This is a genomic window from Janthinobacterium sp. 75 (assembly GCF_004365495.1).
Classification (GTDB): Bacteria; Pseudomonadota; Gammaproteobacteria; order Burkholderiales; family Burkholderiaceae_D; genus Janthinobacterium.
Genome location: NZ_SORD01000001.1, coordinates 1,980,161 through 2,004,569 on the forward strand (window position 1 = coordinate 1,980,161; position 24,409 = coordinate 2,004,569).

At 62.5% G+C, this 24,409-nt stretch carries 18 protein-coding genes, 1 tRNA gene and 1 pseudogene; 12 read left to right on the plus strand and 8 right to left on the minus strand.

What is annotated here, in order from left to right:
• Nucleotides 1-3 precede the first annotated feature (3 nt).
• From C8C89_RS09075 to C8C89_RS09090, 4 genes are all read right to left on the minus strand, one after another.
• On the minus strand, nt 4-1,287 hold the full coding sequence (locus C8C89_RS09075) for a hypothetical protein (RefSeq protein ID WP_133989497.1): 1,284 nt from the start codon (nt 1,285-1,287) through the stop codon (nt 4-6).
• Nucleotides 1,288-1,414: 127 nt separating this feature from the next.
• Nucleotides 1,415-1,648: a hypothetical protein gene (locus C8C89_RS09080; RefSeq protein WP_133989499.1), complete on the minus strand. Its 234-nt coding sequence runs from the start codon at nt 1,646-1,648 to the stop codon at nt 1,415-1,417.
• An 88-nt stretch (nt 1,649-1,736) separates the two neighbouring features.
• Complete coding sequence (purD, locus tag C8C89_RS09085) at nt 1,737-3,005, minus strand: phosphoribosylamine--glycine ligase (protein ID WP_101482601.1); 1,269 nt, start codon at nt 3,003-3,005, stop codon at nt 1,737-1,739.
• 60 nt (nt 3,006-3,065) lie between these two features.
• Complete coding sequence (locus C8C89_RS09090) at nt 3,066-3,791, minus strand: YebC/PmpR family DNA-binding transcriptional regulator (protein ID WP_101482600.1); 726 nt, start codon at nt 3,789-3,791, stop codon at nt 3,066-3,068.
• 185 nt (nt 3,792-3,976) lie between these two features.
• Between C8C89_RS09090 and C8C89_RS09095 the strand changes: the two genes are divergently transcribed.
• From C8C89_RS09095 to C8C89_RS09110, 4 genes are all read left to right on the plus strand, one after another.
• The gene (locus C8C89_RS09095) at nt 3,977-6,448 is read left to right on the plus strand and encodes an alkaline phosphatase D family protein (RefSeq protein WP_133989501.1); all 2,472 of its coding nucleotides are present in this window, start codon (nt 3,977-3,979) and stop codon (nt 6,446-6,448) included.
• 104 nt (nt 6,449-6,552) lie between these two features.
• A complete protein-coding gene (locus tag C8C89_RS09100) occupies nt 6,553-7,473 on the plus strand; it encodes an EamA family transporter (RefSeq protein ID WP_101482598.1) in 921 nt (306 codons plus the stop codon).
• Nucleotides 7,474-7,502: 29 nt separating this feature from the next.
• Nucleotides 7,503-7,892, plus strand: coding sequence for a methylglyoxal synthase (locus tag C8C89_RS09105; protein WP_035821766.1), 390 nt, complete (start codon nt 7,503-7,505; stop codon nt 7,890-7,892).
• Nucleotides 7,893-7,984: 92 nt separating this feature from the next.
• Nucleotides 7,985-8,914 carry a quinone oxidoreductase gene (locus tag C8C89_RS09110; protein WP_243858281.1) on the plus strand — a complete coding sequence of 310 codons (930 nt, stop codon included), beginning with the start codon at nt 7,985-7,987 and terminating at the stop codon, nt 8,912-8,914.
• Nucleotides 8,915-9,232: 318 nt separating this feature from the next.
• On the opposite strand, the gene C8C89_RS09115 is transcribed toward C8C89_RS09110, so the two are convergent.
• On the minus strand, nt 9,233-9,862 hold the full coding sequence (locus C8C89_RS09115) for a DUF4136 domain-containing protein (RefSeq protein ID WP_101482596.1): 630 nt from the start codon (nt 9,860-9,862) through the stop codon (nt 9,233-9,235).
• 198 nt (nt 9,863-10,060) lie between these two features.
• On the opposite strand from C8C89_RS09115, the gene pepN reads away from it, so the two are divergent.
• From pepN to C8C89_RS09155, 8 genes are all read left to right on the plus strand, one after another.
• Nucleotides 10,061-12,715, plus strand: a complete 2,655-nt coding sequence (gene pepN, locus C8C89_RS09120; RefSeq protein ID WP_133989503.1) for an aminopeptidase N — start codon at nt 10,061-10,063, stop codon at nt 12,713-12,715.
• A 35-nt stretch (nt 12,716-12,750) separates the two neighbouring features.
• Nucleotides 12,751-13,752, plus strand: coding sequence for a class 1 fructose-bisphosphatase (locus tag C8C89_RS09125; RefSeq protein ID WP_101482594.1), 1,002 nt, complete (start codon nt 12,751-12,753; stop codon nt 13,750-13,752).
• A gap of 116 nt (nt 13,753-13,868) precedes the next feature.
• Nucleotides 13,869-13,944 (plus strand) — tRNA-Thr (locus C8C89_RS09130).
• A gap of 396 nt (nt 13,945-14,340) precedes the next feature.
• Nucleotides 14,341-14,694 carry a YtxH domain-containing protein gene (locus tag C8C89_RS09135; RefSeq protein WP_101482593.1) on the plus strand — a complete coding sequence of 118 codons (354 nt, stop codon included), beginning with the start codon at nt 14,341-14,343 and terminating at the stop codon, nt 14,692-14,694.
• A gap of 239 nt (nt 14,695-14,933) precedes the next feature.
• Nucleotides 14,934-17,345, plus strand: a complete 2,412-nt coding sequence (locus tag C8C89_RS09140; RefSeq protein WP_133989505.1) for a catalase — start codon at nt 14,934-14,936, stop codon at nt 17,343-17,345.
• A 197-nt stretch (nt 17,346-17,542) separates the two neighbouring features.
• Nucleotides 17,543-19,237 (plus strand): MFS transporter, encoded by a 1,695-nt coding sequence (locus tag C8C89_RS09145; RefSeq protein WP_208327690.1) that lies wholly within the window; start codon nt 17,543-17,545, stop codon nt 19,235-19,237.
• Nucleotides 19,224-20,426, plus strand: coding sequence for an HlyD family secretion protein (locus C8C89_RS09150; RefSeq protein WP_243857948.1), 1,203 nt, complete (start codon nt 19,224-19,226; stop codon nt 20,424-20,426). The genes C8C89_RS09145 and C8C89_RS09150 overlap by 14 nt, the downstream gene beginning before the upstream one ends.
• The gene (locus C8C89_RS09155; protein WP_133989507.1) at nt 20,423-21,820 is read left to right on the plus strand and encodes an efflux transporter outer membrane subunit; all 1,398 of its coding nucleotides are present in this window, start codon (nt 20,423-20,425) and stop codon (nt 21,818-21,820) included. The genes C8C89_RS09150 and C8C89_RS09155 overlap by 4 nt, the downstream gene beginning before the upstream one ends.
• A gap of 78 nt (nt 21,821-21,898) precedes the next feature.
• Here the strand turns inward: C8C89_RS09155 and C8C89_RS27285 are convergent.
• From C8C89_RS27285 to C8C89_RS09170, 3 genes and pseudogenes are all read right to left on the minus strand, one after another.
• Nucleotides 21,899-22,281, minus strand: a pseudogene (locus C8C89_RS27285) (integrase core domain-containing protein); the annotation flags it as partial.
• A 43-nt stretch (nt 22,282-22,324) separates the two neighbouring features.
• The gene (locus tag C8C89_RS09165; RefSeq protein WP_133989510.1) at nt 22,325-23,857 is read right to left on the minus strand and encodes a hypothetical protein; all 1,533 of its coding nucleotides are present in this window, start codon (nt 23,855-23,857) and stop codon (nt 22,325-22,327) included.
• A gap of 195 nt (nt 23,858-24,052) precedes the next feature.
• Complete coding sequence (locus C8C89_RS09170; RefSeq protein WP_101482587.1) at nt 24,053-24,394, minus strand: SMR family transporter; 342 nt, start codon at nt 24,392-24,394, stop codon at nt 24,053-24,055.
• Nucleotides 24,395-24,409: the final 15 nt, after the last annotated feature.

The following is a 24,409-nucleotide window of genomic DNA, read 5'->3' on the forward strand; positions in this document are numbered from 1 at the left end:
GACTTACTCTTTTACTTTGGCCTGGCGCAGTTCGCCGGCAAATTGCGGCGTCACCGACCAGCCCTTGCCGGCGCTTTCTTCGCTGCTGCGCTGGAAGGTGAAGTCGCCTTCCAGCATGACCGCCGATCCGCCGTTGAGCATGCTCAGCACGGCGTCATTGCGTTCGATCAGCAGGCGGCAGGAATATACGCCCGGCGAGATTTCCTTGCATGGCGCCAGCGGTTCGATTTCGGCGATTTCGCGCGTGCGCTCCATCGATCGCGTCAGCGAAAACGCTTGCCGTGGCTGGGGCATGATGCGCGCACCATCCATGCCGGCGCGAAACGCTTTTTCCATCGCCTCGCGTCCCAGGGGCTTGGCTTGCTGGGCAAAGTCGCCATCCTGGATGTTGCCAAAGCGCGCCTGTACCAGCAACGGTTGCGCGCCCACATAGCTGATGCGGCTCTTGCTGCCGCTGTCGTCGCGCGCGACGGTATAGGCATAGTCCATCTTCTCGCCATCGAGTGCTATCGTGGCCAGGCAGCCACGGATATTTTGTTTCGAGGCGTAACCCGCTTCTTTCACGTCGTGCAGGCTTGCTTTGCCCGTGCCTTCCGGCGCCGCCTTGTTGAGCATGCGTGTCACGGTGGTGATCGTGTTGCTGGAGTCGCACTCGGGCACAGAATTGCCGCTGAGCAGGTACCAGACCATGCCGGCCAGTGCCAGCGGCGCGACGATTACCCAGGTCAGGCGCGAACCGGGAAACAGGCCATCGAGGATCACGCCGCGTACCGCCTTTTTATGTTCATCCTGGCGCCCTTGCGCATGCTGGATCACGCGCTTTGCATCATCACTGCCGCCGGACTCGATGCGCCGGGCCATGGACTTGAATTCTGCGCGCGGCAGCAGTCCCACATGCAGCATCCAGTTCAGCGCCTCGCCCGGCGTGGGCAGCAAAACGTCGCCGGGCAGGTGTGCCAGTGCCCGCTGGTACAGCTCCGGCGTGATCAGCATGTCGTCACGCAGATGATCGAGCGATACGCGATTGAGCACTTCCACCAGCTGCTGCAATATCGACAAACGCAGTGCCAGCTCGTCGCCGCTGAAGTGGCGCGCCACGCTCAAGGACAGGCTTGTCACATCCTCGGACGTAACGATCTGGCGCCGGTACAACCACATCAAGGTGTCGGGTAGCGGCGTACCGATGGCGAGCTGTGGCAAGTCGGGATGCGCCAGCGCCTGCTCGCGCTGGCGGCGCGTGAGCAGCTTCAGCAAATGCAGCGCCTCGACAGAAGTATGCGGGGACACAGGTAGATTGCTTGTCATCGGGAGGGGGTTGATCAGGAACCAAGATGATAAACTTTACAATGCAATCTCCTTTCCCTAGCGCACTATTGAATCTGTGCCTGATCCAGTTCTGTCCTGAACTGCGGTATTACTGGCCAGTTCTTGCCATTTCACCGCTCGCGCCCGATGGGCTGGCCCTGCTGCGCAAAGCCGCCATGCCAGGCGAGGTGGCCAGGCAGCCTGGGGTTCTTTCCGGCCAGGCATAGCTGCTGAACCAGTACCAGGCCAGGCCGGCAGCGAGCAAGGAAGCGAGGATCAGCCAGATCAGGGGACTCAGCGGGGCATCCTTATCGGGTGCGGCAAGGCCGGCAGCAGTGGTCAAGGAGAGGGAAGGGCAATGACAATCAAAATGAAAACGGGCCGGGGCGGATGATTCCGCGCCGGCCCGCCGTGTGATCACTACGGGGTGATCAATGCTTCAAACCGCGCCAGCCGATGTCGCGGCGGTACTGCGCGCCGTCGAAATGGATTTTTTCCACGGTTTCATACGCCTGCTTCTGCGCCATCTTGATGCTGTCGCCCAGGCCCACCACGCACAGCACGCGGCCGCCGTTGGTGACCAGGCGCTCGCCCTCGATGCGGGTGCCCGCATGGAAGGTGACGGAGTCGGCCGTTTCGGCCGGGATGTCGCCGATCGGCGTGCCCTTGACGGGATCGTCCGGGTAGCCGGCGGCAGCCATGACGACGCCGACAGCCGTGCGGCGGTCCCATTCCAGTTCCACCGCGTCGAGCGTGCCGTTCACGGCATGTTCCATGACGGTGACCAGGTCGGTTTTCAGGCGCGCCATGATGGGCTGCGTTTCCGGGTCGCCCATGCGGCAGTTGAATTCGAGGGTCTTCGGCGTGCCCTTGTCGTCGATCATCAGGCCCGCATACAGAAAGCCCGTGAACGTGATGCCATCCTTGGCCATACCCTGGATGGTCGGCACGATGATCTCGCGCATGACGCGCGCATGCATGGCCGGCGTGACGATCGGTGCCGGCGAGTACGCGCCCATGCCGCCCGTGTTCGGGCCCTGGTCGTGATCCTTCAAGCGTTTATGGTCCTGGCTGGTGGCCAGCGGCAGGATGTTCTTGCCGTCGCACATGACGATGAAGCTGGCTTCTTCGCCGGCGAGGAATTCCTCGATGACGATGCGCGCGCCTGCGTCGCCGAACTGGTTGTCAGACAGCATCATGTCAACTGCCTGATGCGCTTCTTCGAGGGTCATGGCAACGACGACGCCCTTGCCGGCGGCCAGGCCGTCGGCCTTGATGACGATCGGTGCACCCATGGCATCGATGTAGGCATGCGCTGGCGCGACGTCAGAGAACGTCTGGTAGGCGGCTGTCGGGATGCCGTGGCGCTGCATGAAGGCCTTGGCGAAGTCTTTCGACGACTCCAGCTGCGCCGCTTCTTTCGTCGGGCCGAAGATTTTCAGGCCGCGCGAGCGGAACAGGTTGACAATGCCCGCCGCCAGCGGCACTTCCGGACCGACGACCGTGAGGCCGATGTGTTCTTGCTGAACGAAGTCGGCCAGCAATTGCGGATCGCTGATATCGAGATTGACCAGGCGCGCATCGCGCGCGGTGCCGCCGTTGCCCGGCGCGACATACACCATCTGTATGCGTTCGGACTGGGCCAGTTTCCAGGCCAGGGCGTGTTCGCGGCCGCCAGAGCCGACTACCAGAATTTTCATAGGGACCGTTCGTTCAGTGTGGGTTGCAGGGCGGCGGTGCCGCCCTTGTGTGCGAAGTGATTAATTCTCTATCAATGCATTGGTGAAGACTTCCTGGACGTCGTCCAGCAGTTCCAGCGCATCGATCAGTTTTTGCATCTTGATGGCGTCGTCGCCCGCATACACGGTTTCCGTTGCCGGCTTCATGATGACTTCGGCCACTTCGGCCTTGAAGCCGGCCGCTTCCAGCGCTTCCTTGACGGTGGCGAAATCGTGCACGGGGGTCAGCACTTCGAAGCCGCCTTCCTCGTCGGCGATGACGTCGTCGGCACCCGCTTCCAGGGCTGCTTCCATCAGCTTGTCTTCATCGGTGCCCGGTGCGAACAGCAACTGGCCGCAGTGCTGGAACATGAAGGCGACGGAGCCTTCATTGCCCATGTTGCCGCCATTCTTGTTGAAGGCGTTGCGCACTTCGGCCACCGTGCGGACCTTGTTGTCGGTCATGCATTCAACGATGACGGCCGCGCCGCCCACGCCGTAGCCTTCGTAGCGCACTTCTTCGTAGTTGGCGCCATCGACGCCGCCGCTGCCGCGGTTGATTGCGCGCTGGACGTTGTCTTTCGGCATATTCGCGTCGGCCGCCTTGTCGACCGCCAGGCGCAGGCGCGGATTGGCCGCGATATCGGCGCCGCCCATGCGGGCCGCGACCGTGATTTCCTTGATCAGGCGCGTCCAGATTTTGCCGCGCTTGGCATCGGTGGCAGCCTTTTTATGCTTGATATTGGCCCATTTGCTATGTCCTGCCATGTCGAATCTTCCTTAGACGGGTGTTCAATTGTGGCCGACATTTTAGCATATTGCCCCCCTGCGAAGCGGCATGGCCCCGTCATCAAGCCGACACATTTTGTTGTTAAAGTGACGCGCTTTCATGTTATGCATCATCCCACCACTCCAATAATCAAGATTAAGGGCGCGACATCATGGCAAGTCAAATGGATAGACGGCAATTTCTGAAATTGGGCGGTTTTATCACTGTTTCTGTCGCCACTGTCGGCCTCGCCGCATGCGGCAGCACCGATTACAGCGATCCTGGCGTGCCGCTGGCATCGGGCAGCGACTGGAAATTCCCGCAAAGCGTGGCCTCGGGCGATCCGCGCGCCGACAGCGCCATGCTGTGGACGCGCGTCGTGCCCGCCAGCTTCGATGCCGTCGCGCCCGCCGTGGCCGGCAAGGAAGAGGTCGCTGTACGCCTGATCGTCAGCGTGGCGGACAATACGGCCGCCCTGGGCAGCAATACGGCCCTGGCCGGCACACCCATCGTCGATGCGAAATTGCCGCTGAAAGCCGATTTCGACAATACCCTGCGCCACAAAGTGACGGGCTTGCAGCCGGGCCAGGTGTATTTTTACCAGTTCATCGCCGGCGACGTGCGCTCGAACGTGGGCCGCTTCAAGACGGCCCCTGCCGCCACGGCCGACGTGAGCCAGCTGCAGTTCGCCTACCTGACGTGCCAGGACTGGAGCATCAACCACTGGGGCGCGCTGTCGCACATCGCCGCCAACGAATCGCTCGATTTCATCGTCCACCTGGGCGATTACATCTATGAAACGGTGGGCGAGGCCTTCCAGAGCGGCGCCGTGGAAAGCCGGCACGACCAGCTGAAGTTGCCGGACGGCACGTTTAAAAGCGGCAGCGCGGGCGCCAAGTACGCGACCACGGTGGCCGACTACCGCTACCTGTACAAGAAGTACCGTACCGACACGCGCCTGCAAGCCGTGCACGAGCGCTTCGCCTTCATCGCCATCTGGGATGACCACGAATTCACGGACGACGCCTGGCAGGACGCCTCAACCTATGAAAACATCGTGGCAGCCGATGGCAGCGACCTGCATCAGCCAAATCGTCGCCGCAGCGCCAACCAGGCCTGGTTCGAATACATGCCGGCCGACGTCACCTTCGATAGCGCCGCGACAACGTTCCAGAACATCCAGATTTACCGCGATTTCCAGTTCGGCAAACTGATGCAGCTGGTGATGACGGATGAGCGGCTGTACCGCGCCGACCATGCGATCGCCGAGTCGACCATCAACCCCGCCACGGGCAAGCCGCTGGGCAGCATCGGCAGCCGCTACCTGGTGCCGCAAGCGCTGTTCGACAGCGTGGAAGGGCAGAAAATGGCGGCCGCCACGAAGGCCAGTGCCGACCCGCTGGCAGCGGTGGGCATGCTGGGCAGCACGCAGCGCGACTGGTGGAAAAGCAAGATGAAGGCGGCCACGTCGACCTGGAAGCTGTGGGGCAATGAAGTGTCCTTGCTGCGCATGGGCTTGAATGGCACGGATGCGATTGCCACCTTGCTGGCCCTGAGCGCCATGTCGAATGTGGGCAAGGCCATTGCCAGCACCCTGCCTTTGGTCGGCGGCAGCGTGCCGCTGGCCTGCGCCATCGTGGCCGCCTCGACGGCGGGCGCCTCAGCGAGCGTGGCGCAGGCAGCGGCCATGGCCATTGCCGGTGCCGCCGCCAATGCCAGCGCACAGGGCGCCGCTGCCGTGGGCGCCGGCTTGAGCGCGGCCCAGGCCGGCATCACGGTGGCCGCCTACAACAGTGGCTCGCCGACGGCAGCCGCGCAAGTGATCACCTTTGGCTGGATCAAGCCCGACGTGCAGGCCAAAGGCGCGGCATCGAGCTTTGTCGCCGCATCGGGCCAGCAAGCCGCGCTGACGCCATTCTTCACGCGCTTCCTGCTTAATTGCGACCAGTGGGATGGCTATAACAGCGAGCGCAAGAATCTGATGGCGCACCTGAAAACGAATGCCATCGGCAATGTGGTGGCCATCACGGGTGATATCCACTCCTTCTTTGCCGGCACGGTCAGCGACGATTTCGACGCGGCAGGCGGCGGCACGCCCGTCATGGTGGACCTGGTGTCGGCCGGCGTCAGCTCGGATTCCTTCTTCAGCTACCTGAAGTCGGCGGCTGGCAGCATGGGCGACATCGGTACCCTCGTCAGCTACCCGCTGGCGATTCCCGTCACGGGCCTGGGCACCGTCAATCTCGACGTCAACCTGCTCGACTACACCATGGGCAAAGCCGTGCCCACCGTCGACAGCCTGCTGGAGCAGTTGCGCGTGCAGCTGCGCGGCGCGCTGGCCGCCAAGGGCGTGCCGGAGGCGCAACTGGATGCAACGGTCGCGGCCGTGCAGGCTGGCTTGAAAGCGAGCACTGACTTCAATACCACCCTGCTGGGCCTGGCACAGCAATTGTCTGGCCTGGGCAACAATCCGTGGATCAAGCATTTGAACACGGATGCGCAGGGTTACACGGTGGTCACCTTGACGCCGGGCAAGCTGGTGGCGCAGTTCAAGCAGGTGAATAAACTGATCGGCACGGCGGCGCCGGCGAACGTGATTGCGCGCGTGACGACGGCCACGGTGGCGGCGGGTGCGGCGGCGGTGGTGGTGTCTTAAATTTGTTTCTAATTTATGGGGTCAGACCCTCAATGCCGCTAACTCAGAGGCTTGCGCTGTCGCTTGCGGGGGGCTGACCCCAGCTTTTGCCTTACAATCTTGGCATGAGCTCCAGTCCCCCGCAAGCAACCCCTACATCGCTTCCCCGTTCCGTCTATCTCGGTGGCCTGGCCATCGCCGTGGGCGGGGCGGTGTTGTTTTCCACCAAGGCCATCGTCGCCAAGCTGCTGTACCGCTACCAGATCGACGCCGTCACCCTGATCGCCTTCAGGATGATCTTTTCGCTACCCGTGTTCGCCGTCATCGCCTGGTGGAAGATGCGCACGGAGCCGCCGCTGTCGACCAGCGACCGTTGGCGCCTCGTCGGTTTGGGTTTGGTCGGCTATTACTTGTCCAGCTACCTGGATTTCCTGGGCCTGCAATATATTTCCGTGGGGCTGGAGCGGCTGATTCTGTTTCTCACGCCCACTTTCGTGCTCCTGATTACCACCGTGTACTTCAAGCAGAGCATCAGCCGCCTCCAATGGCTGGCGCTGCTCACCTCGTATTGCGGTATCGTGCTGGTCTTCGTGCACGACTTGCAGGGTGGCGCCAGCAATGTGGCGCTCGGCTCGACCCTGGTGCTGGGATCGGCCTGTTCGTATGCCGTGTATCTGCTGGGATCCGGCGAACTGGTGAAACGCATCGGTTCGATGCGGCTCGTTTCTTACGCGATGTGCGTGGCCAGCTTTGCCTGCATTGCCCAGTTCTTCATCCTGCGCCCTGTCGAGCTGCTGATCCAGCCCATGCCCGTATATGGCTTGTCTTTGCTTAATGGCATCTTTTGCACGGTGATGCCCGTCTTCATGACGATGATCGCCGTCGAACGCATCGGCGCGCCCGTCGCTTCGCAGGCAGGCATGATCGGCCCCGTCTCGACCCTGTTCCTGGGGGCGATGATCCTCGATGAACCGATCACCAACTGGCAACTGGCTGGCACCAGCCTGGTATTAGCCGGTATTTACTTGCTGTCGAAAAAGAAATAATTCCTCCACCCACTGAAATGATCCTCACCATGAAAACACGCATCGCCCTGATTGCCCACGACAAGAAAAAAGATGACATGATTACCCTGGCGGGCGAATACCTGGACTTTCTCAAGGGCTGCGAACTGTCGGCCACGGGTACCACGGGCGGCCGCCTGATCAACGAGCTGGGCTTGCAAGTGGAGCGCAAGCATTCGGGCCCGTTCGGCGGCGACTTGCAGATCGGCTCGCTGCTGGTGGAAGGCTTGATCGATTGCGTGATCTTCCTGCGCGACCCGATGACGCCGCAGCCGCACGAGCCGGACATCAACGCCCTGGTGCGCGCCTGCGACGTGCACAACGTGGCGTGCGCGACGAATCTGTCCTCGGCGCACCTGGTGCTGTCGCAGCTGCAGGCGCAGGCCGTTGCTGCCGCCTGACGTTTTCCCGATTCTTCTTCAAGGAGCATATTGTGAGCGCAACGATTACCACCAAAGCCATCCGCGTACAGCGCGTGGGCGGCCCGGACGTGATGGAATATGTGGATGTGGAACTGCCGCCTCCCGGCCCCGGCGAAGCGCGCGTGAAACACGAGGCGATCGGCCTCAATTTCATCGATGTGTATTTCCGCACGGGCCTGTATCCGCAGCCGCTGCCCAATGGCCTAGGTGTCGAGGGGGCTGGCATCGTCGAGGCGGTGGGCGAGGGCGTCACGGAAGTGAAAGTGGGCGACCGCGTGGCCTATGCGGCGCGCATCAATGGCGCGTATGCGCAGCAGCGTAACTTGCCGGCGGCCCTGTTGCTGGTGCTGCCCGAGCGCATCGGCTTCGATACGGCGGCCGCCATGATGCTGCAGGGCTTGACGGTGCAATACCTGTTTCACCGCACGGTGGCGCTGAAGGCGGGCGATACCATTCTGTTTCACGCGGCGGCGGGTGGCGTGGGCCTGATCGCCTGCCAGTGGGCGAAGGTGCTGGGCGTGAACCTGATCGGCACGGCCGGTTCCGATGAGAAGGCGGCGCTGGCCAAGGCGCATGGCGCGGCCCACGTCATTAACTACAACAGGGAAAACTTCGTCGAGCGCGTGCGCGAGATTACGGGTGGCAAGGGCGTCTCCGTGGTCTACGATTCCATCGGCAAGGATACGTTTACGGGCTCGCTCGACTGCCTGGCGCCGCTGGGCATGATGGTCAGCTTCGGCAATGCGTCCGGGCCCGTGCCCGCGTTCACCCTCAGCGAGCTGGCCTCGCGCGGTTCGCTCTTCATCACGCGCCCGGCCTTGTTCAGCTATGCGTCGAACCGCGCGAATCTGGAAGAGATGTCTGCCTCGCTGTTTGGTGTCGTCAGCAGCGGTGAAGTCAAAATCGAGATCAACCAGCGCTACGGCCTGGCCCATGTCGCCCAGGCGCACGCAGACCTGGAAGGGCGCAAGACCACCGGCTCGACCATCATCGTGCCATGAGCGGCGGTAGCGAAAACGACGGCACGCCGAAGTTCGGCCGCCTGTTGATCGTGTTGGTATTGGCCGTGGCCCTGATCGGCGTGCTCACTTTTGCCGCCGAGGCATATTATTCGTAGACATGAAAAAACCGGCTTGCGCATCGCTGCACAAGCCGGTTTTTTAAAAATACTCCAGACTTCTCGCGCCTGACAAAACCGTAGCGAGCGGAAGGGAGCTGCGGTCGAGAAGCGCAACTGTACGAAGTACGGGGCCGCCGAGGCAGTGAGCATCACAGGCCGTAGATCACGACGCGCAGTAGGTTTTGACTGGCGCTTTCAGTTATTCCACCTTGACTTCGACTTTACGGGGCACGCCGCTCTGGCCGGGAAAGTCGGCAAAGGCGCTGGCTACCATGGCCGGCATTACTTGCGAGGTGGCGCGCTTGTTGCTGGTCGATTGCACGGTCACGTCGTACAGTTTCTTGCCGCTGCGGTCATTGATCGTCACGCGCAATTCGCGTTCGTATTTATGGCGCACGCTTTCTTCCACGTCCATCGGACCATACCAGTAAGGGTTGTAACCGAAGCGGCCATAGCCTGGCCATGCGCCGTAGCGATAGCCGTAGCGGCCAGGCCAGTAGCCGGGTCCATACCAGAATGGATCGGTGGCTTGCAGCACGCGCTCAGGATAGTCGACGGTGGAAAAATTCATCGCCACGCGCAAATTGGCAGCCGCAGGGCCGGAAGCTTCGCCGAAGCCGTGTTTTGCCAGTTCCGCGCGCACCAGGTTTTGATAGCTGCGGTATTCCAGCGTATCGTTTTCCGCCGCTGGCGCTTCAAATGCATATGATTTGTCCTGCAATTGCGCAGGCCATTCATGGAAAACGGTCACATCGCTGCGTATGGTGGTGGCGCATCCGGTCAGCAACACGGTCAATGCGGCCATCATGATGGTGAGATATCGTTTCATTGCATGATCTCCTGATAGTAGACGCAATTCATCACTTGGTATTATAAGAATAGTTCTATTTGTTTCCATGCATTATTACAGAATGTTACCTGGTATGTCTGCGTGTAAGGGAATCCAACATTCCTGAGCTGAATCGCGACTATCGGGGGGCTGGTGTTGGTAAAATAGGCTTTTGCCTCCGCTCCCGCCCAAATCCCTATGCGCACAGACAGCCCTCAGACGATTTACCGCAAAGATTACACGCCGCCCAGCTTCCTGGTTGACAGCGTCGAACTTGGTTTCGATCTTGATCCCGCCCGCACAGTGGTGGCGAGCCGGATCCGCATGCGCCATAACCCGGCCAGCAGCAGCCGCAGCATCGAATTGCATGGCGAACACATTGAACTGGTGCAGGTACGCCTGAACGGCAAGCTGCTGAAACCGTCGCAGTACAAGCTGACGGCCAGCATGCTGACCATTCCCAAGGCGCCGGACGAGGTGCTGCTCGATATCGAGACCGTGCTGGCGCCGCAGGACAATACCTCGCTGTCGGGCCTGTACGTGTCGAACCATAACTTCTTCACGCAGTGCGAAGCGGAAGGCTTCCGCCGCATCACCTTCTTCCCGGACCGCCCGGACGTGATGGCCAGGTACACCGTCATGCTGCGCGCCGACAAGGACAAGTATCCGGTGCTGCTATCGAATGGCAACCTGATCGAAGAGGGCGACCTCGGTGACGGACGCCATTACGCCAAGTGGGAAGACCCGTTCAAGAAGCCGTCTTACCTGTTCGCCCTGGTGGCGGCGCGCCTGGTATGCCAGGAAGAGCATTACAGGCTCAAGTCCGGCCGCGAAGTGCTGCTCCAGGTGTGGGTGGAAGAAGGCAACCTGGATAAAACCGATTACGCCATGCAGTCGCTGAAGAACTCGATCCGCTGGGACGAGGAGCGCTTCGGCCTGGAACTGGACCTGGACCGCTTCATGATCGTCGCCGTGGGCGATTTCAACATGGGCGCCATGGAAAACAAGGGTTTGAATATCTTCAATACCAAGTATGTGCTGGCCAACTCGCGCGTGGCGACCGACGTCGATTACGCGGGCATCGAAGCGGTGGTGGGCCACGAGTACTTCCATAACTGGACCGGCAACCGCGTGACGTGCCGCGACTGGTTCCAGCTGTCGCTGAAAGAAGGCTTGACGGTATTTCGCGACCAGGAATTTTCGGCCGACATGATCGGTACGGACACGGGCCGCGCCGTCACGCGCATCGATCAGGTGCGCACCCTGCGCCAGGCGCAGTTCCCCGAAGACGCCGGTCCGATGGCGCATCCCGTGCGTCCCGATTCTTTTGTGGAGATCAATAACTTTTATACCGTCACCATCTACGAAAAGGGCGCCGAAGTGGTGCGCATGGTCCAGACGCTGGTGGGCCGCGACGGTTTCCGCAAGGGCATGGACCTGTACTTTGAACGTCACGATGGCCAGGCCGTGCAGTGCGACGACTTCCGCGCCGCCATGGCGGACGCGAATGGCCGTGATTTCACCCAGTTCGAGCGCTGGTACAGCCAGGCCGGCACGCCCATCGTCACCGCTTCCACGTGCTACGACGCTGCCAGTCAGACGTTTGAACTGACGCTGGCGCAAAGCTGCCCCGCCACGCCGGGCCAGCCGAAAAAACTGCCATTCCACATTCCCGTCACCGTCGGCTTGCTGGCTGCCGATGGCCGCGACCTGCCGCTGCACGTGGACGGCGTGGCATCGAATGGCGCTACCAGCGTGGTGCTGGAATTGACCGAAGCGTCGCAAACCTTCCGTTTCACGAACGTGACGCAAGCACCCGTGCCTTCGCTGCTGCGCGATTTTTCCGCGCCCGTGGTGCTGGAGTACGACTATACCGATGCGCAGCTGCTGCACCTGTTCCGTCACGACAGCGACCCGGTGAATCGATGGGAAGCGGGCCAGCGCCTGGCCATGGAACGCCTGCTGAAACTGACCGTCGCCGTCGCCGCTGGCGAAGCGCTGGCGCTGGATGAGACCTTCATCGAAGCGCAGCGCGCCTTGCTGGCCGACGAAACGCTCGATCCTGCCTTCCGCGAGCTGGCCCTGATCCTGCCATCGGAAACCATCATCGCCGAGCGCATGGCACAAGTCGACCCGCAGGCGATCCACGCGGCGCGCCAGTTCATGCGCCGCACTATCGCGGCAGCCATGAAACCTGAATTGCTGGCGCAGTACCACGCCAACCAGACGCCGGGCGACTACAGCCCCGACGCCCTGTCGGCCGGCAAGCGGGCCTTGAAAAACCTGGCCCTGTCCTATTTGCTGATCGCACCGGGCGAAGCGGAGCTGGCCCTGGCGCAGCAGCAGTTCGACGGCGCCGGCAACATGACGGACCGCGCGGCCGCACTGGGCGCCCTGATACATTCGGGTTCGCCATCGCACGCGCAGGCGGCCCTGGCCAGTTTCTATCGCGACTTCGAGAACGAGGCGCTGGTGATCGACAAGTGGTTCGCCATGCAGGCGGCCGCACCAACGACCGACGTGCAAGCCGTGCGCCAGTTGATGACGCACCATGCGTTCACCTTGAAAAATCCGAACCGCGCGCGCAGCCTGATCTTCAATTTCACCAACGCCAATCCATCGCAATTCCACGCGGCAGATGGCAGTGGCTACGCATTCTGGGCCGAGCAAGTCATCGCGCTCGACGCCCTGAACCCGCAAGTGGCCGCCCGCCTGGCGCGCTCCATGGACCGCTGGCGCCGTTACGTGCCTGCGCTGCAAAGCCATATGCGTAGCGCGCTGGAAAAAGTCGCCGGCCAGGCCAGCCTGTCGAATGACGTGATGGAAGTGGTCAGCAAGGCTTTAGCGAACTAGCACAGCAAATCATCACCAAAAACAAAAGGGAATTCATGAAACGCATCAGTCTTACGCAATACCTGGTTGAAGAGCAGCGCTCGAACAACAGCATTCCGGCCGAACTGCGCCTGCTGATCGAAGTCGTCGCGCGCGCGTGCAAAACCATCAGCCATGCTGTCGGCAAGGGCGCCCTCGGTGAAGTGCTGGGCACGGCCGACACGGAAAACGTGCAGGGCGAAGTACAGAAAAAACTCGATATCATCTCCAACGAGATCCTGCTCGAAGCGAACGAATGGGGCGGCCACCTGGCGGCCATGGCATCGGAAGAAATGGAATCGATCCACCCGATCCCGAACCGCTATCCGAAGGGCGAATACATGCTGCTGTTCGACCCACTCGATGGCTCGTCGAACATCGACGTCAACGTTTCCATCGGCACCATCTTCTCGGTGCTCAAAGCACCGGAAGGCATGGGGCAGCCGACGGAGCAGGACTTCATGCAGGCAGGCACCAAGCAGGTTGCCGCCGGCTACGCCGTGTATGGCCCGCAAACCATGCTGGTACTGACCTTCGGCAATGGCGTGAACTGCTTCACCCTGGACCGCGAAATGGGTTCGTGGGTCCTCACGCAAAGCAATATGCAGATTCCGCCGACGACGAAGGAATTCGCCATCAACATGTCGAACGCGCGCCACTGGCATCCGCCCGTGAAACGCTATGTCGACGAGCTGCTGGCCGGCGACACGGGTCCGCGCGGCAGCAACTTCAACATGCGCTGGATCGCCTCGATGGTGGCCGACGTGCACCGCATCCTGAACCGCGGCGGCATCTTCATGTACCCGGCCGACCTGCGCGACACGTCAATGCCCGGCAAGCTGCGCCTGATGTACGAAGCGAACCCGATGGCTTTCATCGTCGAGCAAGCCGGCGGCGCAGCCACCGATGGCCAGCAGCGCATCATGGACATCGCCCCGCACAAGCTGCATCAGCGCGTGCCCGTCTTCCTTGGCTCGAAAGACGAAGTGGCCCGCGTCACGGCTTACCACGCGGAGTAAAAAGCCGCACTTTTCCATGGATTTCAGCGGCCCGTAGCCGGGCCGCGAAAAAAATGCAAAAAAGTTCGCGTTGACACTAGCAAATTTTGTGCATTGTTTGTAGAATGTGGGTCTTCGCCGTTGTAGCTCAGTTGGTAGAGCAGCACATTCGTAATGTGAAGGTCGCCAGTTCGATTCCGGCCAACGGCACCAAGTATTCGCAGTAGAAAAAAACCACCGCTCAAACGGTGGTTTTTTTTCGTCTGCAACTTTGTCGCCGCCAGCCTGCACTGGCGGGATCTCAGCCACCTCGCGCCTCCGGAGCAGCTCTTGCCATTGCAGGAGGAAGACGCCCCGCCCGCCACACTTGGCCGGCGGGGATTGCTATTTCCAACAGGAATTTAAGCCTGTGCCTCAAGGTGTGGCAGCGCACAGTGGCTCGCGGCGGGTGCGGTTAAGGTAGTGCTAACAGCTTGCTGCTGATCCACCGTTTGATATGGCTCAGCCCGGCAGCGTTTAGCCGCTTCTTTTCCCCTGAAGCGAGGAGAATCATGATTCGGTCACGGCATCGAGCATGGTTGAAATTATTCACTGTTAAAGGAAACCATCATGAACGCGATTGAAAAAACCAGCTCCGATTTGAATGGCAACGTCCAGGATACCCGCCAGGATTTGCACCGCACCATCGACAAGGTGGCTAGCCAAGCCCAGCCCCTGGCCGACAAGGTGGCCACGCGCGCGCATGACGGCGTGGATCAGGTAGGCGACCGCATCGACCAGGTCAGCGATACCGTCAGCAAGGCTTCCGAAACCCTGATGGCCCGCGGCAAGCAATTGGGCGCTGCCTGCCAGCGCGCCGGCGAGACGGGCCGTGGCTATGTGCGCGAGCGTCCGGCCGTATCCTTGCTGATTGCGGCAGCGGCCGGTTATGGCCTGTCGAAACTGCTGGGTTCGCGTAAATAAGTTTTACGCCTTCCTGGAAGGTGCTGTCGTGGGCGCTGTTCCCTGCGCCGTCATGGCGGGGCGGGCCAGCGCCCACGCGCACAAGACAGTAGCAAGCAGTAAAGGGGCGTGATGATGCGCTCCGTTTTGTCGTGTTTAATCGGCATACCTATTCCCATCCTTATTTTGATTGCCCTGTTCGTGCGCTGAATGAGGGAGTTGTAGCGTTCTCCCGGGGCGAATTTCTCACAGGAGATGACATGGCTAGCAACAAGAAAACGCCGTCCACGGACGGTGCGGGTTCCGTTTTAAGCAGCATGTCCGGTCCATCCGACAGCAAGGCGCCGCACAGCCTGGGCTCGGATAATGACGTGACCCGCGCACTGCTGCAAAAAACGGCCGCCGGCCAGGAGCTGGCCGCCGCCATGGCTGTCAATCCCAAGGAAGATGGCCAGTATGGCGAGGCGGCGCGCACGCCTGCCGAAGGCGTGCATGTGGCAGCGGGTGAACCGCTGGCAACGGCCAGCACCACGGGTGAAACGACAGCATCAGCGAAGACGGGCGATGGCCAGCCAGCGCTGGGCGAGAATGCGCGTAATGCCTCGCTGGACGGCGCCCGCAGCGACGACAACGGCTGTGTGTTGACGACCAATCAGGGCGTGCCCGTGGGTGACAACCAGAATTCGCTGAAGGCGGGTTTGCGCGGCCCCACCCTGATGGAAGACTTCATTTTGCGTGAAAAGCTCACGCATTTCGACCACGAGCGCATCCCCGAGCGCGTCGTGCATGCGCGCGGTTCGGCCGCCCATGGTTACTTTGAATGCTACAAGGAGCAAGGCAAGCTGACGCGTGCCGCGCTGTTCGCCAAGGCGGGCAAGCGCACACCCGTCTTCGTGCGCTTTTCCACCGTGGCCGGCGAACGGGGTTCGACCGATACGGCACGCGATGTGCGCGGCTTCGCCGTGAAGTTTTATACGGACGAGGGCAACTGGGACTTGGTGGGCAATAACATTCCCGTCTTCTTCATCCAGGATGCGATGAAATTTCCCGACCTGATCCACGCCGTCAAGCCCGAGCCGCACCATGGCATGCCGCAGGCGGCCAGCGCACACGACACCTTCTGGGATTTCGCCTCGCTGTCGCCTGAAATCACGCACATGCTGATGTGGGCCATGTCCGACCGCGCCATTCCGCGCAGCTACCGCATGATGCAGGGCTTTGGCGTGCACACCTTCCGTCTCGTGAATGCCAAGGGCCAGTCCGTCTTCTGCAAATTCCACTGGTCGCCGATGGCCGGCACGCATTCCCTTGTGTGGGACGAAGCCGTCAAGATCAGCGGCGCAGATTCCGACTTCCACCGGCGCGACCTGTGGGAAGCCATCGAGTGCGGCGAGTATCCCGAGTACGAGCTGTCCTTCCAGGTGTTCACGGAAGCGCAGGCCGAAGCATTTCCCTTCGACGTACTCGATCCCACCAAGCTGATCCCCGAAGAGCTGGTGCCGCTTGTCCCCGTCGGCAAAATGGTCTTGAACCGCAACCCGGACAATTTTTTCGCCGAGACGGAGCAGGTGGCCTTTTGCACGGCGCACATCGTGCCCGGCATCGATTTTTCCAACGATCCGCTGCTGCAGGGCCGCATTCACTCGTACATGGACACGCAGATCACGCGCCTGGGCGGCGCCAACTTCCATGAAATTCCCATCAATGCTCCGCTGGCGCCCCTGCACAACAACCAGCGCGACGGCATCCACCGCCAGGCCATCAACCGTGGCCGGGTGGCCTACGAACCCAATTCGCTGGCGGGTGGCTGCCCGTTCCAGGCGGGTACGAAGGGTTTCAACAGTTTTCCCGCGCCCGCCGAAGGCGACAAGGTGCGCGGCAAGCCCGAGAAGTTCGCCGAGCACTATGGCCAGGCGCGTTTGTTCTGGATCAGCCAGACGCCTGTCGAACAAGACCATATCGTGCACGCCTTCCGCTTTGAACTGAGCAAGGTACAGACGGTGGTGATCCGCCAGCGCATCGTCGCCATGCTGCGCAATGTCGACGAAACCCTGGCACAGCGCCTGGCTGATGCACTGGGCCTGGCGCTGCCGCCCGTCATGCCGCGCGCCTCCCTGCAGCCGCTGCCCGCGTATGCGCCGTCGCCGGCACTGTCGCTCTTTTTCCGTCCCGGCAAGACGGGCATCCATACCCTGCGCGTGGCCATCCTGGTGGGGCCGGGCAGCGACGGCGCGCAGGTGCGCAACATCTATGCATCGTTGCTCTCCGATGGCGCCGTGCCACGGCTGGTGGGCAGCCTCCTGGGGAAAGTCGACACCAGCGGCGGTGCGCCACTCGACGTGGAAATCTCGCTCGAAGCGGGACCGTCCGTGCTGTTCGACGCCGTCGTGCTTCCCGATGGCCAGGGCGCCGTGCAGCAACTGGCTGACGACGCCAACGCGCTCGACTTCCTGCGCCTGCAATACCGCCACTGCAAGCCGATGCTTGCCGTCGGCGCGGGCAAGGGTTTGCTGGACAAGGCTGGTGTGCCGGCGGCCCTGCCCGATGGCAAGCCTGATCCAGCCGTCATCGTCGCGCCGTCCGGCGACGTGGTGAAAGCCGTGGCGGCCTTTAAAAAGGCGCTGGCGGCGCACCGGGCATTCGCGCGCGAAACGGATCCGCCGAGGGTGTGAGTGGCTGGATCAGCAACGGGGCCGGATCCGCCTGTCCCGTTGCATACCCTGTTTGCTCTGCATGCGCAACGCCATGCAACAATGTAAACAATAAAAACGTCCTGCGGTGATATGCTGCTGACTAGAACTGTTCATTTGCAACCATTTCCATACCACCAGCGAAGAACGGCTTCAGCAAACCGGATCGCGATTACTGCATGGACAAGTACACACCTCGCACCTGGGGGCCGGGCGAACGCCCGACCTTGCCCGGGTCGCCATCGATGCCCGAACATTCGACGCCCAAGCGTGTCGCGTATTTCATCGTCGGCCTGATCGTCGCGCTGACGGGGGGGCTGGGCAACGGCCTGGTGACTGCCAATTTGCTGAACCTGCAAGGTTCGCTGGCCGCCTATGCCTACCAGATGCAGTGGCTGCCGGCTGCCTACGTGATGACCATCGTGTCCATGAATTTGCTGCTGGTGAAGTTCCGCCAGCAGTTCGGCCTGCGCCTGTTCACGGAAGCGTTCCTGGTGCTGTATGCGCTGGTGACGTTCGCCCATCTGTATGCCAATACCTTGCCGTCGGCGATCGCCGTGCGCGCCGCGCATGGCATGGTGGGCGGCGCGCTGGGGGTGCTGGGCCTGTACTACACCCTGCAGGCGTTTCCCGCGCGGCACCGCCTGAAGGGGGTGGTGCTGGGCCTGGGCTTTGCCCAGCTGGCCTTGCCGCTGGCGCGCATCTTTACCTCCGAACTGCTGCAGATCGGCGAATGGCATGGCCTGTACCTGTTTGAGCTGGGCCTGGCCCTGCTGGCTCTCGGTTGCGTGCTGGCCCTGAAACTGCCGCCCGGCGACCGCGTGCAGACCTTCGAGCCGCTCGATTTCCTCACCTTCATCCTGTTCGCGCCCGGCGTGGCCCTGCTGTGCGCGGTGCTGGCGCAGGGACGCACGGCGTGGTGGATGGAATCCGACTGGGTGGGCGTGTGCCTGGCGTGCTCCATTGTGCTGATCGCCGCCTCGCTGGCCATCGAGCATAACCGCGCACGCCCGCTGCTCAACACGCGCTGGCTCACCACGGGCAAGATCGCCAAGCTATTTTTATCCGTGCTGCTGTTTCGCATCGTGCTGTCCGAATCGACGGGGGCGGTCGGCTTCCTGCAGGCGCTGGGCTTGAATACGGACCAGATGCAGAACCTGTTCATCGTGGTGCTCCTGGGCAGCGTGGCGGGCTTGCTGGTCAGCGCGCTGACGATCAATCCGGCGACCCTCCACCGTTCGCTGATGTTCGCGCTGCTGCTGATCGCCGCCGGGGCGTTGATCGACGCGCACGCCACCAGCCAGACGCGCCCCGTCAACATGTATGTCAGCCAGTTCCTGCTGGCCTTTGGCGGCACGTATTTCCTCGGCCCCACCATGGTGGCCGGCATGGGCGCCGTGATCGCCGAACCGCGCAACCTGGTGAGTTTTTCCGTGATGTTTACCATGACGCAGAACCTGGGTGGCTTGCTCGGTTCGGCCATCGTCGGCACCATCCAGACGGCGCGCGAAAAATACCATTCCAGCTACCTGGTCGAGCACTTGACCATGCTCGACCCGCAGGTGGCCGCGCGCGTGCAGTCCGGTGCCGCAAGCTACGGCGGCGTGCTGATGGACCCCGCCCTGCGCAGCGCCCAGGGCGTGGCGCGCCTCGGCGCCATCGCCACGCGCGAAGCCAATGTGCTGGCCTATAACGATGTTTTTTTGATGATCGCGGGCGTCGCCATCGCCACCTTGATCTGGATGCTGGTCAGCCAGTCCTGGACCCGCATCACCACCGGCGCGCGCCGGCTGGTCGGCCCAGTGCGCGATGCGCAGACGGCCATGGCCATCGTCCCCATTACCAATTCGGAACCGAGCAATGACAGAAAATAACACCACGCCGCCAGTACCGCCATCCGCACCTGCAGCGCCTCCTGCGCCAGTCCCCGCGGCTACCACCACGCCACCGCAACCGGACCGGCGCCACCAGTGGCTGTCCGCGCTGGCCTTTGCCGCCGTGGCCCTGGTGGGCGTGCTGATCGTGCTGTATGCGTGGCGTTTGCCGCCGTTCACCAGTCCCATCGTGACGACGGAAAACGCCACCGTGCGGGGACAGGTGACCATCATCGGCACGCAGCTGTCCGGCTATGTGGTGGAAGTGACTGTGCAGGATTTCATGGATGTGAAGGAAGGCCAGCTGCTGGTGCGCATCGACGACCGCATCTACCAGCAGCGCTACGAGCAGGCGCAGGCGCAGCTGGCGGCGCAGCAGGCGGCGCTGTCGAACTGGGCGCAGCAGAAGGCCAGCGCGCAGGCGGGGATTTCGGTCAGCGAGGCGGCCCTGGCCAACGCGGAAGCGCAGGCGCGCAAGGCCAGCGCCGACTTGAATCGCGTGGAGCAGCTGGTGGCCGACGGTTCGCTGTCGCAGCGCGAACACGACCAGTCGCGCGCCACGCAGGCGCAGATGGCGGCCGCGCTGGCGCAGGCCCGCGCCAATCTCGACATCGCCCAGCAAAGCGTACATAGCGTGGTGGTCAACAAGCAGGCCCTGGAAGCGGCGGTGGCAAACGCGCAGGCGGCCGTCAAGGCGGCAAAGATCGACCTCGATAACACGCGCATCGTCGCGCCATCCGACGGCCAGCTGGGCCAGGTGACGGTGCGCCAGGGCGCCTACGTGAATTCGGGCGCGCAGCTGATGGCGCTGGTGCCGCGCCAGATGTGGGTGATCGCCAATTTCAAGGAAACGCAAATGAACGGCGTGCAGGAAGGGCAGAGCGCCACCTTCCACGTCGACGCGCTCGATGGCGCCGTGCTGACGGGGCAGGTGGAACGCATATCTCCAGCCACCGGTTCCGAGTTTTCCGTGCTGCCGGCCGATAACGCGACGGGTAATTACCTGAAGATTGCCCAGCGCATTCCCGTGCGCATCCGCATTGATGCCGGGCAGGCGAATGCGCGCCGACTCGTGCCTGGCATGTCGGTGGTGGTCAGCGTCGATACCTCCGCCGTATTGAACGACTCGGCGGACAATCCCGCACCACCGCCTGCACCGAAAAAGGCGGCCGCAAAGGCCAAGCCATGAAGCGCCGCCTCCTGCTGATTACCGGCGTGCTGGCGCTGGCTGGCTGCGCCGCCAATGCGCCACCGCAGCCCCCGTCGGCCCTGCAACTGCCGTCCGGCTGGCGCGAGCACGGAGAGGGCGGCGCAGTGTCCGCGCATGGCACGCAGGTGGAGCAGCTGTGGTGGCAGGCGTTCGGCGATCCTGTTTTAAGTGATCTGGTGGGAGAGGCGCTGGCGCGCAATGGCGACTTGCGCGTGGCGCGCGCCCGCGTGCAGGAATACCGCGCACGCCTGGCGCAGGCCGATGCGAACCGCGCGCCGAACCTGGCCTTTGACGGCTCGCCCACGCGCACGCGCACGCTGGCCTACAACGGCGTGCCGTATGTGACGAATGTCTTCCAGGCAGAACTGCAGGCCAGCTATGAAATCGATGTGTGGGGCCAGCTGGCCAGTCTGAGCGATGCGGCCGGCGAGAGCTACCGCGCCGAGCAGGCCAGCCTCGATGCGGCGGCCCTGTCGATCGCCGCCAGCGTGGCCACGGCCTACCTGAACCTGCGCGGACTCGACGCGCAGCTGGCGCTGACGCAATCGACCCTGCAACTGCGCGAACAGTCGCGCGAGCTGGCGCGCAAGCAGTTCGAGGTGGGCTACAGCTCGCGGCTGGAATGGCTGCAGGCGCAATCGGAATACCATGCGGCGGCCGAACAGGTGCCGCAGCTGCAGCGGCAGATTTTTGAACAGGAAAACGCGCTGGCCGTCCTCGTCGGTGGCAATCCCGGCCCCATCGCGCGCGGCTTGCCGCTGGCCGAACTGTCGGCGCCTGGCGTGCCGGCCGGCCTGCCTTCCGAACTGCTGCGCCGGCGGCCCGACATCGCGCGCGCGGAACACAATCTGGCGGCCGCCAATGCCAGCCTGGCAGCCACGCGCGACCTGCTGCTGCCCTCGTTCAAGCTGACGGCGACCGGCGGCGGGCAAGCCACCACCTTGACTGATTTCCTGCATGCGCCGACGGCCCTGTGGCGGCTGACGGCGCTGGCGGCCGGCCCCCTGTTCGACGGCGGGCGGGTGCAGGCGCAGACGGATGCGGCCGGCGCGCAGCGCGACCAGCTCGTGTATACCTATGAAAACGTGGTGAGGAATGCTTTCGCCGAAACGGAAAACAGCCTGGGTGCCATCTATTGGCTCCAGCAGCAAGCCGTGGAAAACGACGCGCGCCGCGCCACGGCGGCTGATACCCTGCGCATCGCGCATAACCGCTACCGCAATGGCTACGCATCGTATCTGGAAGAACTCGATGCGCAGCGTACCCTGTACAGCGCCGACGTGGGCTTGCTGCAGCTGAAAACGCGCATCCTCGTCGCTTCGGTCGACCTGTACCGGGCCATGGGCGGCGGCTGGTCCGCTGGTGGACAATAGCGCCCGCGTGTCCGGCGCAACCTGTGCCACCGGCCCGTGATCGCCACGAGTTTGCCAGACACCGGCGAGCCGTTCAAAATGCCTACGCTCAAACTCTGCGGTCCAAAGCCTGTCATGCAATCCATGACGGCGCTTCGGATTGTAGAACATCTCGATATAGCCGAAGATGCCTTGCCTTGCCTTGCCTTGCCTGGCGTCGTCCCGGGTTGCATGGGTCTTGCGCTTGATACGCTGGAAAAGCTTTCAGCGACAGCATTGTCATGGCAGTTGCCACGCCGGCTCATGCTTGGCACGCCGCCGCCTTGCCACTGGCGCTTGCCGTATCCGGTCTGAGAGCGTCAGCTCCGCTGAGCGCATGATGCGGGAACGCGATGGATGCCGCATCGCTCGCCCAGCTCGCGCAGGTCGCCGGATACCTTGCGATAGCCGTAGACCGCGCCGCTTCCCAGCCATGACTGCTGTGTGTTCAAGCGGTCATCGCAACAGTGCTGTTTGAATGGCGATTCATTGATGCGACACTGCGCCATTCTGGCAACGCACAGGGCCATTGATGTAGCGCCACTGCCGATCCGTATCATGGTAATGATTGTCGCTCGCCAGCCTATTGCCCGTACCGCATAGCTGCTCGTCGACTTTCGTGTTGGCCGGGTTGTACAGGGTCTTGATGGCGCGGCCGCCGAAATTGAAGGTATAGATCAGCTCCTGCTGGAGGTAGGTCTCAAGATGTCCGCTACGCTCGACAAAGATTTCTGGTTCCGGATTCACCAGGCCGGGCGCCCGCTGCATGATCCATTTGCAGAGCGGGCTCAGTTCGACATAGTTATAGCGTTTGGCCTCGGCAGTGCAAACGGCCTGCACCAGAACGACGCCGAACAGTAGCGCCACCGGCCAGCGAGGGAGCGTGCGCAAACGCCAGAACAGGGCGAACAGGAAGGGCATGCTGGCCCAGAAGGCGTAGCGCATGACGCCGGCAGCGTCCGAATTCCAGTTGTGTATGGCCATCGCCGGTATCGCCAGCGCCATGGTAAACAGCACGCAGCTCAATAGTAACAGCGCCTGGTGAACTATTTGCCCGGTTGCCAGCTTGCGCCAGCCCCAGAGCAAGAGCATGGCCATTACGCCGGGGATGCCCATAATCATGCCTTGGTTCAGGTCGAAATAGAAGGAGTGCAGGCGTATCAAGCTGATCAGGGCTGGGTCGGAGGCGCGCTGGGCAATAATGCTAGGCACGCCAAATTGATACAGATTCCACAGCACCGGCAGCAGGGCCAGCAAGACGCCGATCGCCAGGCCCAGCAGATACCGCCGCTGCAGCATGGCGCGCAGACTGACGCGCCAGCCAGCATCGGCGCGATAGTGCAGGCCGGCGCGCAACAGGGGAGCGTAAGCGAAGAAAAATACGATGGTCGGATTTTGCAGTGCAGCCAGGCCGGCCAGCACCCCGCCTGCGATGGGCGCATCGTCGCAATACAGTATCAGCGCCGCCAGCAGCGCCGCTGCGCTCAGGCATTCTGGGCTGCCCCAGCCGCCATAGTGCCAGCCGCCACACAGCATGAACAGCAGCACACCCAGCAGCGCCCTGGGCGCCGAGCCGAACAGGCGGAACAGGCTCAGACCGAGCACGAAGACCATGCCAAGGTTGATGATTTGGTAGGCTTTGAAGGGAGGCAGGCCCAGCGCATGCAGCAATTTGAACGGCGGCGCGGCCAGCAGTGAATAGCCAAAAAAATGGATGGAATAGGCTTTGCCATCCTTGCCAATGGCAAAGGCGGGATACAGATCCTTGCCGTTTTGCCGCAGACCGGGTTCGACGAGGTCGTACACGCCTTGCAGGGCGGGCGCTAATGACCTGGCCAGAGTGATGTCGCTCGGGCGCACGTCCGGCGTACCGTGGGTGGCCAGGGCAACGGTGACAAGGGAATACTCGACCGCATCGCCACGATGCTGAGCTTCGGTGCTGATGAGCAAAGCACCCAGCAGCAAGGCGAGCAGGAAAGCAAAACGCCACCAGGCGGCGGACAATTTGTTGAACGTCACATTATCTCCAAAGTAAAGGTCGGGACGGGCCCGGTCGTTAGGGTGCCGTCAGTGTATTGCACAAATAGCATGTATGTCGATGCAGGCAGTAAATTTGGCAGCTGCGGACAGTCTTCAATCGTACAGGCGGGAATCGAGGCGGCCATGCCGGTATTGCGGGTCATGACGACGCCTGCACAGGTTAACGCGGCCGGTTTAGCGCGTCAGAATGAAGGCGCCGGCCGCGATCAGGGCCATGCCGGCCAGCTTGCCGGCATGCAGCGGCTCATTGAGCAGCGTGGCGCCGATCAGCGCCACCAGGCACATGGTGGCGGCGGTCATCACCGGGTAGGCTAGGCTGATCTGTAATTTCTGCAGGGCGATCGAATAGCAGACAAAGCCCAGCGCATAGGTAGTGCAGGCGCCGCCCAGCCAGCCCATGCGGGCCAGGGTCCAGCCGACGCCGGCATGGGCGGACAGCTTGATCAGCAGGGTGGCGAGGGCGCTGGCGACGGCGGCCAAGCCGCACCACAGGTAGCCGTTCAGATTTGAGGACATGGTTGGAATCGATGG